The following is a 16,307-nucleotide window of genomic DNA, read 5'->3' on the forward strand; positions in this document are numbered from 1 at the left end:
GGCCGTCACGCCTCTTTCAGCACTTCGTAGATCTTGCGCATCTGCTCGCCGATCATGTCGCATTGCTCCGGCGTCGACTGGCTCATCGCCTTCTCGATTAGCGCCATATGCACTTTCAGCGCCTGCATCAGCAGCGCCTCGCCGGCTTCGGTGAGGGCCAGCCGCAGGATGCGCTTGTCCTTCTCGTCGCCCTCGCGGCGCAGCAGGCCGCGTGCCTCCAGCTGCGGCAAGAGCATGGTGACGTTGGAGCGGCCGACGAGCAGCTTGCGGGCAAGGTCGTGCTGCGACATGCCGGGGTGGCGGTAGAGATTCATCAGGACATCGAGCTGCGCCGGCTTCAGGTCGAGCGGCGCAAGCTTCACCGCCAGCGTGCGCTCCAGCACATGGCAGGCGCGCGCCACCGCGACCCAGTTGCGAAACCGCGGGTTGTCCCAAGGTAACTCTTGTTTATTGTTCATCTTTGAACTATTATGTTCATGCTTGAACGTATGGATGGATTCTCACTATGGCATCATTCGGACTGAAGGTCATCCGGGGGGTGTTTGGTGCGGCCGAACATATCGCGCCGCGCCTCACCGGGCGCGCGGCTTTCGAATTGTTCTGCCGCACGCCGAACGCCAAGGCGCTGACGGACGGCGAACGCCGTGCCGTCGACCGCGCGGCGGAGTTCATGGCGGAGGCGCGTCATCATCGGCTGAAGACCGCCACCGGTTGCGTCACGGTGCACGAATTCCGGCCGGAGCCGGGCAGGGCGGCGGCCGGCACGGTTCTCGTCGTGCATGGCTGGCGTTCGCGCACCGAATATATGCGTGCATTGATCGAAGGCTATCGCGCGGCCGGCTACAGGGTCGTTTCGCTCGACCTTCCCGGCCACGGCCAGTCGCAGGGGCGGCGGCTGAATATGGTCAATGCCGTGGACGCGGTGCGGGTTGCCGGCGAATGGTTCGGTCCCTTCGCGGCGGCGGTCGGCCATTCCTTCGGCGGCGCCGTTGCCGCCAATGCCATTGCGGGTTCGGTCAAGAACATCCCGCCGCTGGCGGCCGGACGTCTGGTGCTGATTGCCGCGCCCAGTTCGCTGCCGGCCATCTTCGCCGATTTCAGCCGCATGCTCAATGTAGGCCCGCGCTCGCAAGTCGCCATGGCGGACCGTGTCGAGCATCTTTCCGGCCGGCCGCTGCACGAGTTCACCGGCGACCGCCAGCTCGCCCACGCGCTGGTGCCGACACTGGTCATCCACGCACCGGATGACCGCGAAGTGTCAGCCGATCATGCAACGCGCTATGCCGGGGCCGGCGGCCATGTGCGGCTCCACTGGGCCGACGGGCTCGGCCATCGCCGCATCCTGGCGGACAAGGGGGTCGTCGAACGCGCCGTCGGCTTCGTCGCGGAGCATCGGGAGCCGGCGCCGCTGCATTGAGCTGCGGTCGAAGCTATTTCTTCTTCTCGCCGGGCTCGACCGGCAATCCGGCGGCTTTCCAGGCGGTGTAGCCGCCAAGGATGTGTTTGACCGGCGACAGCCCCATATCCTGCGCCGTCTTGGTGGCCAGCGCCGAGCGCCAGCCGCCGGCACAGAAGAACACAAAGCTCTTTCCCGAGGCGAAGAACGGCTTGTGATAGGGACTTTCGGGATCGATCCAGAATTCCAGCATGCCCCGGGTGACATGCTCGGCGCCGGGAATCCTGCCGTCGCGCTCCACCTCGCGCGGGTCGCGCAGGTCGACGAAGATCGTGCCTTCGTCTTCAAGCAGGCCTGCCGCTTCCTCCGGCGAAACCACCTCGATCTCGGCGTTCGCCTCATCCAGCAGTTCGCGATAACCCTTTTTCACTCGTCCCTCCCGGCCGCACGGTTCTGCAGGCAGGTCGAATTTCGAGCACAACGGCCGGCATTTGTCACGGCTTGTCGGTGGCCGCCATGGTCTGCCATGCGGCCATCGCGCCGGCCACGGTCGCCATCAGCGCGGCGCGCGAGGCGCCGTCGCGCGCCTGGATCGACATGCCGTGCTGGACCGTGGCGAAGAAGATCGCTGCGGCGCGGCTGTCGAAATCCACCGGCAATTCGCCTTCGGCTACGCCGCGATCGAGGCGCCTCCGCAGGGCTTTCTGGTTCTCGGCGCGGCGGCGGCGCAGGTCGTCGCAGATGGCGCCGCGGCTCGAATCCTGGTGCAATGCCCCGAGCGTAATCAGGCAGCCCTGCGGCCGATCGGTCTGCGAGTAGGCCTTCGCGGTCCGACGCAAGAAGCGTTCGATCGCAAGGCGCGCGGTCGGCGCCTCCTCCAGCGCCTGCCAGATGTCCGCGCCCTCTATTCGCGAATAAAGGTCCGTCGCCTCGAGGAACAGCGCCTCCTTGCTGCCATAGGCGGCATAAAGGCTGGGTGAGTTGATGCCCATCGCCGTGGCGAGGTCGCTCATCGAGGCACCCTCATAGCCTTTGGCCCAAAACACCTCCATCGCCCGCCGCAAGGCAGCGGTTCGATCGAAGGTGCGGGGACGGCCTCTTTCAGACATGGCGTTTTTCAGACTGGGCGTTTTCAGCCGGGGCGTTTTTCAGACGGGCGTTTTCAGCCGGGGCGTTTTTCAGACATGGCGTTTTTCAGGTAGGGTGTTCTTTTCTGTGATGATCGATACATAATTGGATTGACGCGAATGGGCAAGCCTGCCAGATATTTATGTGTCGATCATTACATAAAGGAGAAATCAATGCCTTCCACCAAATTGAGCGGCAAGGCGGCGCTCGTCACCGGCGGCAGCCGCGGCATCGGGGCAGCGATCGCGCGCAGGCTCGCGGCCGACGGCGCCGACGTCGCGCTGACTTATGTGCAAGGCGAGGACCAGGCCCGCTCGGTCGTCGCCGAGATCGAGGCCAAGGGTGGCCGCGCCATCGCCATCAGGGCGGACAATCGCGACGCCGAGGCCATAGACAAGGCCGTGGACGAGGCCGCGGCCGCATTCGGCCGGCTGGACATCCTGGTCAACAGCGCCGGCATCTGGCGCGCGGCACCCATCGACACGCTGTCGCTCGCCGATTTCGACGACACCATGTCGGTCAATCTCAGGGCCCCGTTCGTCGCCTCGAAGGCGGCGGCGAGGCATATGGGCGAGGGCGGTCGAATCATCTCGATCGGCAGCAATCTTGCCGAGCGGGTCACCGACACCAGTCTCGGCGCCTATTCGGCCAGCAAGGCGGCCCTGGTCGGCCTGACCAAGGCGCTGGCGCGCGATCTTGGCTCGCGCGGCATCACCGCCAATGTCGTTCATCCAGGCTCGACCGATACCGACATGAACCCGAAGGACGGCCCGCACGCCGAACACCAGCGGCGGAAAATGGCAACGCCGCGCTTCGGCAAGGCGGAGGAGATCGCCGGCATGGTGGCCTGGCTCGCGGGCCCGGAAGGCCGTTTCGTCACCGGCACGGCGCTGACGATCGATGGCGGTGCAAACGCCTGATACCGATCGTATTTCCAGGCCGGAGCGGAAACACCCGCCGCTCCGGCGTCACGATGTTGTGAAACTGTTCTGCAACAGGCTTTCGCAAATTTATGAAAGCTTAACGAAATCGGTATGAATCGGTATAGTCGCGTCTTACATCCGCCATGCGGTGGGCGAGACGGTCTAGCGTTCGGAACGGAAACCGGTTGCGGCCGGAGCGGGTGGTCCATGAAATTCCTCGGCAACAAAGCGACCGTGATGCCGCTGATGGCTGTTACGGCGACACTTGCGTTCGGCACGCCTCAGGCAGGCGCCCAGGGGCTCTTCGACATGCTTTTCGGGGGCGGCGTCAGGCATGCGCCGCAAGGCGAGTTTCCGCCTCCGCCACGAAAACAAAACCCACAGCCGAAAGCCTCGGCCGGCGGCGGTGTGAAGATCAGCAGCCCCTCCTATTACACATACAAGGCCGACCGGCTGACGCGGGTCGACTTCTCGGCGCTGGCGGCCGCCCCGCAGCCGGCCATGCCCCAAGATGCCGCTTTTGTCCCCTCGGCCACGGGCGCGGCCTTCCACGACGCGGTCGCCGGGCTTGGCGACTATGAACTCTACGCCGAGCCGGACATCGCCAAGGCGCTGATCGCCTATTACTCGGCCAATCCCGACTTCATCTGGGTGAGCGGAACCACCCCCAACAGCCGTGCTCAGGACGCGGTGCGGGTGCTGGGCGAGGCCGCGAGCTATGGCCTGACGCCGGCCGACTATACGGTCGACGTGCCCGCCGCCGGTGGCTCGACGGCCGACGAGGCCGCACGGCTGAAGGCGCTTGTCCGTTTCGAAATGGCGCTGTCGGCGCGCGTCCTGCGCTACGCCCATGATGCCCAGAGCGGCCGTGTCGAGCCCAATCGCATGACCGGCTACTATGATTTTCCAGCCAAGCCGCTCGACCTGGAGGGTGTGCTGAAAACGCTGGCCCACACCCAGCAGGTGCGCACCTATCTCGAATCGCGCCACCCCCAGAGTCCGGAATACCAGGCGCTGCGCGTCGAACTGGAATCCCTGCAGGCGAGCGCCGAGAACGAGATCGTCGTCGATCCCAAGCTGCTGCTGAAGCCGGGCGAGACCAGCCCCGAACTGCCGAAGCTGTTGACCCTGATCGCGCGCAATCTCGATGACCAGATGGGCGGCGCCTATGGCGAGATCCTGTCCAGGCTGGCCACCAGCGAGGTCTATGTTCCCGACCTGGTGCCGGTCATCGAGGCGGTGCAGCAGAAGGCGGGCATGAAGGGCGACGGCGTCATCGGGCCGCGCACCGTCGCATCGCTGGCGGGAACGTCGAAGGCCGACAGGCTGCTCAAGGTGCAGGTGGCGCTGGAGGAACTGCGCTGGCTGCCTTCCGATCTCGGCAGCCCGCGCGTCTTCATCAACCAGCCGGCTTTCACCGCGAGCTATATCGACAATGGCGAGGAAAAGCTGAAGACGCGTGCCGTCATCGGCCGGACCACCAACCAGACCGCGTTCTTCTACGACCAGATCGAGCAGGTCGACTTTCATCCCTATTGGGGCGTGCCGCAGTCGATCATCGTCAACGAGATGCTGCCCAGGTTGCGCGGCGATCCCGGCTATCTCGACCGCGCCGGCTATGAGGTGACCGACTCTCGCGGCAAGCGCATCCCGTCATCGGCCGTCAACTGGGGCGCCTATGGCGCGAACATTCCTTACAGCGTGCGCCAGCAGCCGAGCGAGGCCAACGCGCTTGGCGAGCTGAAAATACTGTTCCCCAACAAGCACGCGATCTACATGCACGACACGCCGCAGAAGTCGTTCTTCGAGCGCGACATGCGGGCGCTCAGCCATGGCTGCGTGCGTCTGCAGGATCCGCGCGGCATGGCCGCGGCGGTGCTCGGCACCTCGGTCGACTATGTCGCCGAGAAGCTGAAGCAGGGCCATTCCAGCGAGAATGTCACGCGCAAGATCCCTGTCTACGTCGCCTATTTCACCGCATGGCCCGACATGTCGGGCAAGGTCGAATATTTCAACGACGTCTACGACCGCGATTCCCGGCTGAAGCAGGCGCTGGACGCCACCGAGGCGGTGCGCTCGCCGTCGAGCTGATCGAAAGCAATTCCAGGAAAAGTGTGAAACGGTTTTCCGTCCGGAATTGCGCAAAACCAAAGACCTAGCGTTCCAGCAGCGGGCGCCGAAAGCCGGCGTCGCGGCCGGCGATCAGCCAATAGACAAGCCCGGCGACAAGGCCGGCGGCGGCGATGATGCCGATATCGGCCCAGCGTTCGGGATCGATGTCCTGCGCCGAACTCGGCCAGATCAGGAAAAAACCGCCAGCGGCGGCAGCCGCGCCGAAGACCATGTGCATCAGCGCGTTGCGCAGCGAGAAGAACTCGGCGATCAGCGCGAAGACCAGCGTCTGCGACCCGGTCACCACGATCGTCAGGAAATAGATGAACATGCCTAGCGGCGGCACCACCAGCGCCGCGATAGGCGTGACGCCCATGACGTCGAAATACGCCGGCGCGTTGGGCAGGGAACTCAGCGCGGCATAGATCGCCACCACGCCGAACAGGCCGACCAGCACGGCAAGAAGATAGCCGGCAAGCATCATCAGGATGCGCTTCAGTACGTGCTTCGCCGTCGCCATGCCCACCCCCGTGACGCCCCGCCGTAATCAGCCACCAAAGACGAATTGGCGCAAGGGGAGGCGCTCCTCCTTGGCCAGGCAATCGCTCCGACCAACGACAGTTTCCCACTTGTGGCGGAGACCATTGTCGAGGCCGCCGCCGCCCCTCATCGCCCTGCCGGGCACTTCTCCCCGTATAGTGACGGGGAGAAGGGGCAGCCGAAAGCTCGGCGCCTTTTTCTGGAACGCTGACGGTTGGCGAAACCATCGACAACTGCACCCCTCTCCCCGTCACTATACGGGGAGAGGATGCCGGTAGGCAGGTGAGGGGCGGCGCAAGCGGGACACGAAGGCACCGCCGACCGGAGGCCAAGCCCCGCTCACGATCCGCCGAAGGTCGTTATCTCGGCTCGGCCGTCACGGGATCGAAGGTGATTTCGACCTTCGCCTTATCCGCGGTGTAGTAGGTGACGGTATAGGCGCCATCTTCCCAGTCGACTTCCTTCACATACCGGAAGCCGTCGCGCTGCTCGACCTTGGCGATGATGTCGGACAGTTTCTTGGCATTGGGCGGTGGCAGCGGCTTTTCGTCCGCGGCAAGCGACGGCCCGGCAGCGAGAACAACGGCGACGCTGGTCGCCAGCAGGAGCCTGGACATGGTTTTCCCTCAAAGTTGCAACGGAGGGAAACTCGCTGGTGGGTAGGTTTGTTCCCCGAGGGTGATGGATACCCATTCGGTCATTCCACAAGTGGTTTGAAGTTGCCGAGAAAATCGTGCCGAGATCGATTCCGAGGACGTATTGCCGGCCTATCTTCCGCGCAGACTGCTATTCATGCGAGTAGTAGGCGCCAGAACGATGGACTCGTCGATTTTTCCGCAGGGATGACATGCCCAAACTTGAAGTGATGTTCGACCTACTTGTCGACATGATGAGAGACACCATGCGGCTTTTGCCAGAGGTCAAATTTGACCGAGGTAACCGCGTCCATCGCGCCGTCATGGCCCTTTATGCGGTCATCATCGAGAACACGGACAGCGCCATGGTACTCCGCCGAGCCAAAAGGTCGGCAGGGATAGATACTATTTTGCGGTCGAATCTGGAGGCCTTTGTCGACCTCGCCAACCTGTGCAACGACCCGATGTATTACAACCAGATGCTTGCGCTCTATCACAAGGACTGGCTTCTGCTCACCCAGGAGGGCTTAGCCGGAAATCCCTTCCTCGACTTCTTCAAACAAGACCCAGGCGCAGCTCAATCGTTGGAAGACCACAAAAAGGCTCTTGCGAAGCTGGAGAAGCTCGGGCGCACCTTGAACATATTCGAACGCTTCCAATTGGCTGGTTTGGATAACGAATATCGCTCAGTCTACAAAGACCTTTGCGGTCACAGCCACAACAATATCAAAGCCTTATCAGATCAGCATTTCATAGGTGACACGGAGGATACGGTCGAGGTTGTCATCTTTGCCGAGATGGGCAAGGAAGCTCTTTTATCGTCATTAGACCAATTTGTGGTCATCCTAGGCACCGCTGGTTATATCGTCCACGACTATTTCCAATCGCCCAGCGCGGAAGAGGCGGCGATGTTTAAGAATCGTCGCACGGACCTCCAGCCTTTCTTCGATGATGGTGCTGATTGACGGACCTCGCCGCGTCAACTTCTGTACGGTGTCAAGGACAGGTGCATCGCCAGCGGCCGGATACGCTGGTACCGACTGTCGACGAGCCGGGTAAGTACATCCAGTTCCGCCAATACGCAGGAAATCGAGGAGCGAAGCTTGTTGTGGGGCATCTCGCCTTCTTTCCCGGTGCCGGAGGGGATGCGCGTTGGGTTCATTTTCGCAATCCGGTCGGCGATGTCCTGACGGGCAAAGCTGCATCCTTCCCATGCGTGGGCAAACTCATTCCGAATCTTGCGAAGGTGCTCCAGGTCAGCAAACTGCTCCGGCGACAGGAGGCCCAACGCGAAGGCTCCCTTGATGCGGGCCGACAAGGTGCCCAGCGGGGCATTGAAGCCGTCCAGCAAATCACCCGTTGCCTTCACGTCCACCAGAAACGCCCGGATTAGGCGCCCCAACAGATCTTCCGCAAAAGCGGAGCTGGTCAGCACGAGGCCGCGTTCATCCTCGTCCTGCAACAACTGCATGAGTCGGTTTAAGCGATTATGGTAATCGCTATTTTCGGCCATTCTCTCGCCCTCCGCCAGGGCCTCGTTGTAACCTTCTTCCGCCACTTCTCCCAGCCGCTGCCCCTTGCCGCGGTCGAGCGCATAGTAGGTCTCACCGCCAAACTCCTGCGCCATCCGCTTCGCCTGAACGGCTCTTTGAAGCGAAAGCCCAGATATTCCTTGTTGTCGCGACGGATGAAGGCATGTCGCCCGGCGCAGTTCATCAGCGGGTCGTAATTCTTCTCGCAACAATTCTCCCACGGGATGACGGCGTGGTACGGGTAGAAGAGGTCGAGGTAGGCATCGGTGTTTTGGGCGTGAGGCCAGAAGGCCATACGCGCCAGCGGCGACTTCAAAGATTTATGTACAGGTCAAATCATCTAACCTTTTCGGGTGGTTAGATGGTGGGCGATGCAGGGATTGAACCTGCGACCCCACCCGTGTGAAGGGTGTGCTCTCCCGCTGAGCTAATCGCCCGCTCGTTGCCCGAAGGCCAAGCGAGCCGCGATATAAGGGAGGCGGGCTGGGGAAGTCAAGGCGCTGATCGGCGTTCTCACAGGATCGGATTTTGCCCTTTCGATCTCTCCCGGCGAGAGGCCGCCCGCCGGTCCGCTCAATGTTGCGCGGCGGCGATCAGCCTTTGTGCCAGGTCCAGCGTCAGCGCATCGAAGTGAGAAATAACCGCCGAGGGCTCGAACTCGCGCACGTTGCGGTCGGTGTAGCCGAAATCGACCGCCACCACCGGAATGCCGGCGGCTTTCGCGGTGTCGATGTCGGTCTGCGAATCGCCGACCATCAGGGCGCGGTCCGGGTCGCCGCCGGCGCGCTTTATGGTCTCGGTCAGGTGGCGCGGGTCGGGCTTGCGGAACGCGAACGTGTCCTGTCCGGCGATTGCCGCGAAATGCCTGGTCATGCCGAGCGCCTCGATCAGCGCCAGCGAGTTGGCTTCGTATTTGTTGGTGCAGATGGCCAGGAGATAGCCGGCGTTCTCGAAGCGCGCGATCGCCTCGACGACGCCGGGGTAGGGGCGCGATTTGCCGGGGATGTTGAGGGTGTAGTGATCGAGGAAAATCTTCAGCAACCGGTCATGCTGCTCGACATTGAGCGATCGCTGCTGGGCCGCATGCGCCCGTTCGATCATCACCCGGCCGCCGTGACCGACAAAGCGCCTGAAGCCGGCTTCGTCGACGGCCGCGATGTCGCTGGCGGCAAGGCTGTGGTTCAGGCTGTCGAGCAGGTCCGGCGCTGTGTCGATCAGCGTACCGTCGAGGTCGAACACGATGATCGGGCGGGTCATGGTCGGTCCTGAGCTGGTTTGTGCAGGGGCAGGCGATAGCGGCTGCGGCGCGTCAAGGCAAGCGGGCCAGCTCGTTCAAGCAAGCCGCATCGGGTGGGCATTCGCGGGCTAGGCGTTTCGGGGCGAGCGTCTGGAATGAAAAACCCGCCAGGGCGGCGGGTGGTTGGCGCAAATCAGCACCATGGGCAAAAATGTAGCATAGCTGCACTCACCCTGTCAACGGCTTTGAGAACAAATTCCTACGTGCGGCGCCACGCATCGGCCGCCGAGCGCGCGGGCGCGATGGACGGGATGCCGCGCGTCAGCGGGGAGTTCGCCGCCGCCAGGGCTTTGACCTGACCGGCAAAAATGCTACGAGCCCCCAAACATCAGGTTCGGGCGGCAAAAGCGGCATGGATGCAAGGCAGTTGAAGGTCGAAGCCGCGCGGGCGGCCCTTGCCCATGTCACGGACGGCATGCGGCTCGGCATCGGCACCGGCACCACCGCCGACGAGTTCGTGCGGCTGCTGGCCGACAAGATCGCCACCGGCATGACCATCATCGGCGTGCCGACGTCGGAGCGCACCGCCTTGCTGTGCCGCGAGCTTGGCGTGCCGCTGTCGACGCTGGAGGAAACGCCCGAGCTTGATCTCACCGTCGACGGCGCCGACGAGGTCGATCCGGAATTGAGCCTGATCAAGGGCGGCGGCGGCGCGCTGCTGCGCGAGAAGATCGTGGCGGCGGCTTCGAAGCGCATGATCGTCATTGCCGACCAGTCGAAGATGGTCGAGACGCTCGGCCTTTTTCCGCTGCCGATCGAAGTGAACCAGTTCGGCCTGCGCGCAACCGAGATCGCGGTGGCCGCGGCGGCTGGAAAGCTCGGCCTTTCCGGTCCGGTGACATTGAGGATGACGGGCGGCCAGGCTTTTGTTACAGACGGCGGCCATTTTATCCTCGATGCATCTTTTGGCCGCATTCCGGATACAAGAGCGCTTTCGAATGCTCTCCACGCCATTCCAGGCGTGGTCGAGCACGGTCTTTTCATCGGGCTGGCGTCAGCGGCCATCATCGCCGGCGGCGACGGCATCCAAACCGTCCATGCCGCCCGAAAACCAGGGAGTTCTATCGACCATGATGTTGCATAAGCGCGTTCGTCAACTGTCCGTCATTCTGGCGGCTTCGGCTGTTTTCGCCTTCTCCTCGCCGGCCTTTTCGCAGGATGTCACGGAATCGCACCTGAAGGCTGCCCGCGCGGCGGTCGCGGCGATCCATGCGACCGACCCATTCGACAACATCCTGCCGCAGGCGGCGGCCGCGCTCGAATCGCAGCTCATCCAGAAGAACCCCGACATGCAGGAGCTGATCGGCAAGACGATCAACGAAAAGGCGCTGGCGCTGGCGTCGCGCCGCGCCGACCTGGAAAAGGAAGCGGCCCTTGCCTATGCGAAGGTGTTTTCGGAAAAGGACCTCAACGACATCGCGGCTTTCTACAGTTCGGACGCTGGCAAGAAGCTGCTCGACAGCGGCCCGGCCGTTACGCGTGACCTGATGAAGGCAGCCGACATCTGGCAGAACGGCCTGGCGCGGGATCTCGCTCAGCAGGTCGGCGAAACGCTGGCCGCGGCGGCCAAGGCCAAGGCGCCGGCCGCACCCGCCAATGCCGCCGCTCCGGCCGACGGCGCCGCTCCGGCGGATGGCGCAGCACCCGCCGATGGCGCCGCCCCGGCGGACGATTCGCAGAACTGATCGCGCATTTCCAAACGGCCTCGCGGCCATCTCCAGAGCCCGGCTTGTCCGGGCTTTTCTTTTGGCGGTTTGCGGCCTACCTGTCACTGGATTTTGAAGCTCAACATTGAAGCCCACGGAGCCGCGGCATGGCCGGTTACGACTACGACCTCTTCGTCATCGGCGGCGGCTCGGGCGGGGTGAGGGCGGCGCGTGTCGCCGCCGCGCTCGGCAAGCGCGTCGGCATCGCCGAGGAATACCGCTTCGGCGGCACCTGCGTCATCAGAGGCTGCGTGCCGAAGAAGCTCTACGTCTATGCCTCGCAATTCCCCGAGCATTTCGCCGATGCCGCCGGCTATGGCTGGACGGTGCCGGAAGCCAGCTTCGACTGGCAGAAGCTGGTCGCCAACAAGGATCGCGAGATCAGCCGGCTGGAGGCGATCTACGAGAAGAACGTGCATGGCGCCGGCGGCGAGACCTTTCACTCGCGCGCCATGATCCTCGACCCGCATGTGGTGCATCTTCTGGGCGAGGACCGCACCGTCACCGCCGACCAGATCCTGATCGCCACGGGCGGCCGCCCGGCGGCACATCCGGCGCTGCCGGGTCACGAACACTGCATCTTTTCCAACGAGGCCTTCGACCTCAAGGAACTGCCGAAGGCGATCATGATCGAGGGCGGCGGATACATCGCGGTCGAGTTCGCCAACATCTTCCACGGCCTCGGCGTCGATACCACGCTGGTCTATCGCGGCAAGGAGATCCTCAGCCGGTTCGACATGGACCTGCGGCGCATGCTGCACGAGACGATGGAAAAGAAGGGGATAAAGATCCTCTGCCATTCCATTTCCGAATGGGTGCGCAAGCGGCCGGACGGCCGGCTCGACGCAGTCCTCACCAGCGGCAAGGTGCTGACGGTCGACCAGGTGATGCTGGCCATCGGCCGCCTGCCCAACACCGAGAACATGGGGCTGGAGGGCATCGGCATCGAGATGACCGCGACCGGCGCGATCAAGGTCGACGGCTATTCCCGCACCAACATCGACAACATCTGGGCGATCGGCGACGTTACCAACCGCGTGCAACTGACGCCGGTGGCGATCCACGAGGCGATGTGCTTCATCGAGACGGCCTTCAAGAACAACCCGACGGCGCCCGACCACGAGACGATCGCCACCGCCGTCTTCTCGCAGCCGGAAATCGGCACGGTCGGCCTGTCGGAAGACGACGCCGTCAAGCGTTTCGCCGATGTCGAGATCTACCGCGCCAGTTTCCGGCCGATGCGGCACACGCTGTCGGGCCGCGACGAAAAAATGCTGATCAAGCTGGTGGTCGACGGCGCTTCCAGAAAGGTGCTCGGCGCCCATATCCTGGGTCCGGACGCCGGCGAGATGGCGCAGCTTCTCGGCATCCCGCTGAAGGCGGGGCTGACCAAGGACGATTTCGACCGCACCATGGCCGTGCACCCGACCGCGGCGGAAGAACTGGTCACCATGTACAAGCCGACCTACCGCGTGAAGGACGGCCAGCGCGTGGACTGACCGGCAACGCCCGGATGCCGAACTCCGCCGCGGCGAGGCCATGCCACGGCGGAGATGACGGAAACCGCTACAGCAAGGTGCCGCGCAGGATCACCAGCGCCACCGAGAAATAGATCACAAGGCCGGTGACATCGACCAGCGTGGCGACGAACGGCGCCGACGCGCTGGCCGGGTCGAAACCAATGCGTTTCAAGCCGAACGGCAGCATCGACCCCGACAGCGAGCCGAAGGTGACGATGCCGACAAGGGCGGCGCCAACCGTCGTGGCGATCAGCGGCCAATGCGGCCCATAGTCGTAGAAGCCCATATATTGCCAGAGCGCGATGCGGCAGATGCCGACCACGCCCAGCATGGCCCCGAGCACCAGACCGGCGGTAAGCTCGCGCAGGGCGACACGCCGCCAAAACGGAGCCGAATGGCTCCGCTCGCGAGACCGTGATCACGGGCCGCAGCAGGATGCGGACGGCCGGGTTGAGAGCGCCGCTATTTCTGCTTCAGCCGGCGCGGGAAACGCAGCCACTTGTCCTCGACCGGCCTTGGCTGGACGAGAATGGTGGTGAGTTCCGGAGGCAGGCTCGGGGCCAGCGGCTTCTTGGTGGCCACGCCGTCGGCGATCATGACCATGCTGTGATAGAACTCCGCGCCGCCGGCCGACCTCGGCGCCACCGCCTCATGCATGACGCTGATCACCGTGACATCGGGACAGTTGTCCTTGATGGCCTGGTGGAAGGCAACCTTGCCCGCCGGGTCGAGCGCGCCGGTCGCTTCATCGAGGAACAGCAGCCCCGGTTGCTGCAGAATGATGCGAGCCACGACCAGCTTCTGTTTCTGGCCGCCCGACAGGACCTGGTCCCAGCTTTTGCCTTCGCGGCTTTCATTGCCCATATGCTCGATGAAGTCGCCAAGGCCGGCCTTGTGCAGGGCCGCGGCGACCTGCGCGTCGCGATGGTCGTGCTCGGAGCCGGGTAGGCAGACCAGCTGTTTCAGCGACACCTGCTGCAGCTTGACCTCCTGGGCGGCATAGAAACTCTTCACGCCCTCGGGGGAGACGATGGTGCCGCGGCCATAAGGCCAGAGGCCATTGATCGCCTTGATCAGCGAAGTCTTGCCGCAGCCGGATTCGCCTTTCAGGAACGTCCACTCGCCGCGCCGGAAGCGCAGATTGGCGGCGCTGAGGAACGGTGTTGCGTCCTCGCCCTGATGCGCCAGTTCGAGCTTCTGGATGGTCAGGCCGAAAACCGGGTTCTGGCTGCCATACTGGAAGTCGGAACGACCGGTCTGGCTGTAGAATTCCTGCGGATGCTGGACGTTCTCGATCGCGTTGGCGAGCTCGGTGACACGCTGGCTGTTGGCGCGCAACGCGGCGATGGCGGGCATGACATGGATGAACCACGAACATTGGCTGATCAGCGAATTGACCAGTTCGGAGCCGGTTATGTAGCCCTTGAGGTCAAAACCATTGTGGATGAACGGCACCAGGCCTGGCCCGTAGGCGACGATGCGGGAGCCAATGAAATTGTAGATCAGCTCGAAGGACATGTAGACGGTGTTGACGATGTTCAGCCGAGTCCAGGTTCCGTCGATATCGACATAAAGCCGGCGATGCATGGTCTTCTGCACGCCTTCGCCGTGGGACGCCGCGACATGGAAAGAGCGGCGCAGGAACGTCGTCAGTTCGCCGCGGTAGCTGCCCTCGGCTTGCTGCATCCTGACATTGAGGCGCTCGAGCAGGCCGCCGAGCTTGACCGCGATCCAAGTGTTCAGCGGCACGTAGGTGGCGACCGCCAGGAAAGCCAGAACGGCGCTGCCATAGCTGCCGAGGAACTCCAGCCCCTTCACCTCGACGGAGGTTTCGAGCAGCTTCTGGCCGACGAAATAGAGCGAGGTGGCGACGCCAAGCACGCCCATGGCGAGGCCGATGGCGCCGCCGGTCATGTCCTTGATGGATTCCTGGACGCGCTGGTCGATGTTGTCGGGGGCGGGCGCACCGCCGCCGGCCGAAGCGTGCTGGGCATGGAAATGCGTGTGGTTGCCGTCCAGCAGCGCCTCGTTGAAGCGGCTGTCCAGCCAGCCGCGCCACTTGCGGTGCAAGGTCACCGAGACGAGGTTGCGGATGCCGGTGAAGCCGGCGTCCTTGAGCACCACCAGCAACACAAGGATACCGGCATTGACCAGCAGCGTGCGCAGCGGAGTGGTATTGGCGGCGTCATGGAAGAAGGCGATCGAGTTGACCAACTCGCCGGAGGCCTCGGCGAACCAGACGCCTGCCTTGCTGGACAGTGCGGTGAGCAGCGCGATCACCAGCGTCAGCGTCCAAGCTTCCTTCCAGCGATCCGAGACCCAGTAGGCCCGCATCAGCCCCCAGAAATTGCGCATCGAGGATACCGGCGTCAGTGGCGACCGCCTCTCGACATCGCCGTGTAGTCTATCCGGTACTGACTCTTGCGATCGTTTGCCGATCCGAATCACGATCCCGCCCAAACCTTTTTTCTTTTGTTACGGATGGTAACACCAATTGATCATTTTCCATTAATTTTCCTAGGGGGGAGTCCGGATTGACTTGCGGGCCGTTGCCGTTGGGCAACAGGACAGCCGGTCCAAGCGCTGCGCGGAAGCAGGCGGGGAGGGGCTTAAATCCAGCAACATCAAAGGATTATCGGGTGCAAAGCAAAGGTCTGCACATCTTCCGCCAGGGAAAGCATTCACACGGTTTTGTGACTCGTTCGGCTTGTCCGGCCCTCCGGCTTTTCATCGCAGGCCGATCAAAATGCCTGAAAAGGCGCCGTCATCGAAGTTTGATTCGTTGCCGTGGCCGTCCCGGCCGGCGGCAGAGAAACGGCTCGACATCGCTGGCTGGCCTCAATCGACCTTTTCCAGCTCGCCGCGCGCCTTGGCGGCCGCCACCTGGCGGATGGCATCGGCCAGGGTGTCGGCGTCCTGCGCGCCCATGACCGCGTATTTGCCTTCGAGCAGGAAGCACGGAACGCCCGATATGCCCATGCGCGAGGCGGTGGCGATCTCGGTGCGAACGGCCTCGACATCGGCGTCGGTCGGCAGAAGCGTGGTGATCACGGGAGCGTCCATGCCGGCCTCGCGGGCGGCTTCGACCAGGACGGCGTGGTCGCCGATATTGGCGCCTTCCTCGAAATTGAGCTGGAACAGGCGGCGCACCAGCCTGTTCTGAACGGCTTCACCGGCGACACCGGCCCAGCGGATCAGCCGATGCGCATCCAGTGTGTTCGGCGCCACCTTGATGGCGTCGAAAGCGAAGGAAATGCCTTCGGCTTCGCCCAGCGGTTCGATGCGCGCATGGATCTCGCGAATGCGCTCGTCGCTGCCGAATTTGGCTCTCATGTACTCGCGGCGATTCTTGCCTTCAGGCGGAATGGTCGGATCGAGCTGGAACGGCCGCCAGCGTATGCGCACATCGACATCACCGGCCGCGGCGATCGCCTTGTCCAGCCGCTTCTGGCCGATGAAGCACCAGGGGCAGACGACATCCGACACCACATCGACGGTTATCGCTTCGCTCATCTCGC

General features: G+C 63.4%; 16 protein-coding genes, 1 tRNA gene and 1 pseudogene. 7 read left to right on the forward strand and 11 right to left on the reverse strand.

Translation table 11 applies throughout. From position 1 onward, the window contains the following. Positions 1-5: 5 nt before the first annotated feature. Complete coding sequence (locus tag NKJ26_RS01360; RefSeq protein ID WP_352693127.1) at positions 6-458, reverse strand: MarR family winged helix-turn-helix transcriptional regulator; 453 nt, start codon at positions 456-458, stop codon at positions 6-8. Positions 459-505: 47 nt separating this feature from the next. Here NKJ26_RS01360 and NKJ26_RS01365 point away from each other — a divergent pair, with 47 nt between their 5' ends. Continuing rightward, the gene (locus NKJ26_RS01365; RefSeq protein WP_352693129.1) at positions 506-1,417 is read left to right on the forward strand and encodes an alpha/beta hydrolase; all 912 of its coding nucleotides are present in this window, start codon (positions 506-508) and stop codon (positions 1,415-1,417) included. A 13-nt stretch (positions 1,418-1,430) separates the two neighbouring features. Here the strand turns inward: NKJ26_RS01365 and NKJ26_RS01370 are convergent, their stop codons facing one another. Next, positions 1,431-1,826 carry a rhodanese-like domain-containing protein gene (locus NKJ26_RS01370; protein WP_352693131.1) on the reverse strand — a complete coding sequence of 132 codons (396 nt, stop codon included), beginning with the start codon at positions 1,824-1,826 and terminating at the stop codon, positions 1,431-1,433. Between the two features lie 64 nt (positions 1,827-1,890). Further along, entirely contained in the window at positions 1,891-2,505 is a 615-nt protein-coding gene (locus tag NKJ26_RS01375) for a TetR/AcrR family transcriptional regulator (RefSeq protein WP_352693133.1), read from the reverse strand. Positions 2,506-2,697: 192 nt separating this feature from the next. On the opposite strand from NKJ26_RS01375, the gene NKJ26_RS01380 reads away from it, so the two are divergent. Continuing rightward, positions 2,698-3,444: a 3-oxoacyl-ACP reductase family protein gene (locus tag NKJ26_RS01380; protein WP_352693135.1), complete on the forward strand. Its 747-nt coding sequence runs from the start codon at positions 2,698-2,700 to the stop codon at positions 3,442-3,444. 210 nt (positions 3,445-3,654) lie between these two features. Continuing rightward, positions 3,655-5,538, forward strand: coding sequence for a L,D-transpeptidase family protein (locus tag NKJ26_RS01385; protein ID WP_352693136.1), 1,884 nt, complete (start codon positions 3,655-3,657; stop codon positions 5,536-5,538). 64 nt (positions 5,539-5,602) lie between these two features. Here the strand turns inward: NKJ26_RS01385 and NKJ26_RS01390 are convergent, their stop codons facing one another. Beyond that, positions 5,603-6,079 (reverse strand): hypothetical protein, encoded by a 477-nt coding sequence (locus NKJ26_RS01390; protein ID WP_352606966.1) that lies wholly within the window; start codon positions 6,077-6,079, stop codon positions 5,603-5,605. A gap of 379 nt (positions 6,080-6,458) precedes the next feature. After that, positions 6,459-6,716, reverse strand: coding sequence for a PepSY domain-containing protein (locus NKJ26_RS01395; protein WP_352608374.1), 258 nt, complete (start codon positions 6,714-6,716; stop codon positions 6,459-6,461). A gap of 230 nt (positions 6,717-6,946) precedes the next feature. On the opposite strand from NKJ26_RS01395, the gene NKJ26_RS01400 reads away from it, so the two are divergent. After that, entirely contained in the window at positions 6,947-7,699 is a 753-nt protein-coding gene (locus NKJ26_RS01400; protein WP_352693138.1) for a DUF5677 domain-containing protein, read from the forward strand. A gap of 14 nt (positions 7,700-7,713) precedes the next feature. Here the strand turns inward: NKJ26_RS01400 and NKJ26_RS01405 are convergent, their stop codons facing one another. The 3 genes from NKJ26_RS01405 to NKJ26_RS01415 all read right to left on the reverse strand — a co-directional run bounded on the left by NKJ26_RS01405 (position 7,714) and on the right by NKJ26_RS01415 (position 9,523). Further along, positions 7,714-8,361: an MltR family transcriptional regulator gene (locus NKJ26_RS01405; protein WP_352693140.1), complete on the reverse strand. Its 648-nt coding sequence runs from the start codon at positions 8,359-8,361 to the stop codon at positions 7,714-7,716. 267 nt (positions 8,362-8,628) lie between these two features. Beyond that, a tRNA-Val gene (locus tag NKJ26_RS01410) sits at positions 8,629-8,703 on the reverse strand. A 136-nt stretch (positions 8,704-8,839) separates the two neighbouring features. After that, on the reverse strand, positions 8,840-9,523 hold the full coding sequence (locus tag NKJ26_RS01415) for a phosphoglycolate phosphatase (RefSeq protein WP_352693142.1): 684 nt from the start codon (positions 9,521-9,523) through the stop codon (positions 8,840-8,842). A gap of 392 nt (positions 9,524-9,915) precedes the next feature. On the opposite strand from NKJ26_RS01415, the gene rpiA reads away from it, so the two are divergent. The 3 genes from rpiA to gor all read left to right on the forward strand — a co-directional run bounded on the left by rpiA (position 9,916) and on the right by gor (position 12,768). Further along, positions 9,916-10,647, forward strand: coding sequence for a ribose-5-phosphate isomerase RpiA (gene rpiA, locus NKJ26_RS01420; RefSeq protein WP_027027778.1), 732 nt, complete (start codon positions 9,916-9,918; stop codon positions 10,645-10,647). Beyond that, positions 10,634-11,248, forward strand: a complete 615-nt coding sequence (locus tag NKJ26_RS01425) for a DUF2059 domain-containing protein (protein WP_032920060.1) — start codon at positions 10,634-10,636, stop codon at positions 11,246-11,248. Before rpiA ends, NKJ26_RS01425 begins: the two co-directional genes overlap by 14 nt. A 128-nt stretch (positions 11,249-11,376) precedes the next feature. Continuing rightward, positions 11,377-12,768, forward strand: coding sequence for a glutathione-disulfide reductase (gene gor, locus NKJ26_RS01430; protein WP_352693144.1), 1,392 nt, complete (start codon positions 11,377-11,379; stop codon positions 12,766-12,768). A gap of 67 nt (positions 12,769-12,835) precedes the next feature. On the opposite strand, the pseudogene NKJ26_RS01435 reads toward gor, so the two are convergent. The 3 genes and pseudogenes from NKJ26_RS01435 to NKJ26_RS01445 all read right to left on the reverse strand — a co-directional run. After that, positions 12,836-13,171: pseudogene (locus NKJ26_RS01435) on the reverse strand (magnesium transporter); the annotation flags it as partial. 80 nt (positions 13,172-13,251) lie between these two features. Next, positions 13,252-15,144 (reverse strand): ABC transporter ATP-binding protein/permease, encoded by a 1,893-nt coding sequence (locus NKJ26_RS01440; RefSeq protein WP_352693146.1) that lies wholly within the window; start codon positions 15,142-15,144, stop codon positions 13,252-13,254. Positions 15,145-15,627: 483 nt separating this feature from the next. After that, positions 15,628-16,302: a DsbA family oxidoreductase gene (locus NKJ26_RS01445; RefSeq protein ID WP_352607447.1), complete on the reverse strand. Its 675-nt coding sequence runs from the start codon at positions 16,300-16,302 to the stop codon at positions 15,628-15,630. Positions 16,303-16,307 lie beyond the last annotated feature (5 nt).

It is taken from the genome of Mesorhizobium sp. M0152 (assembly GCF_040322415.1).
Classification (GTDB): domain Bacteria; phylum Pseudomonadota; class Alphaproteobacteria; order Rhizobiales; family Rhizobiaceae; genus Mesorhizobium.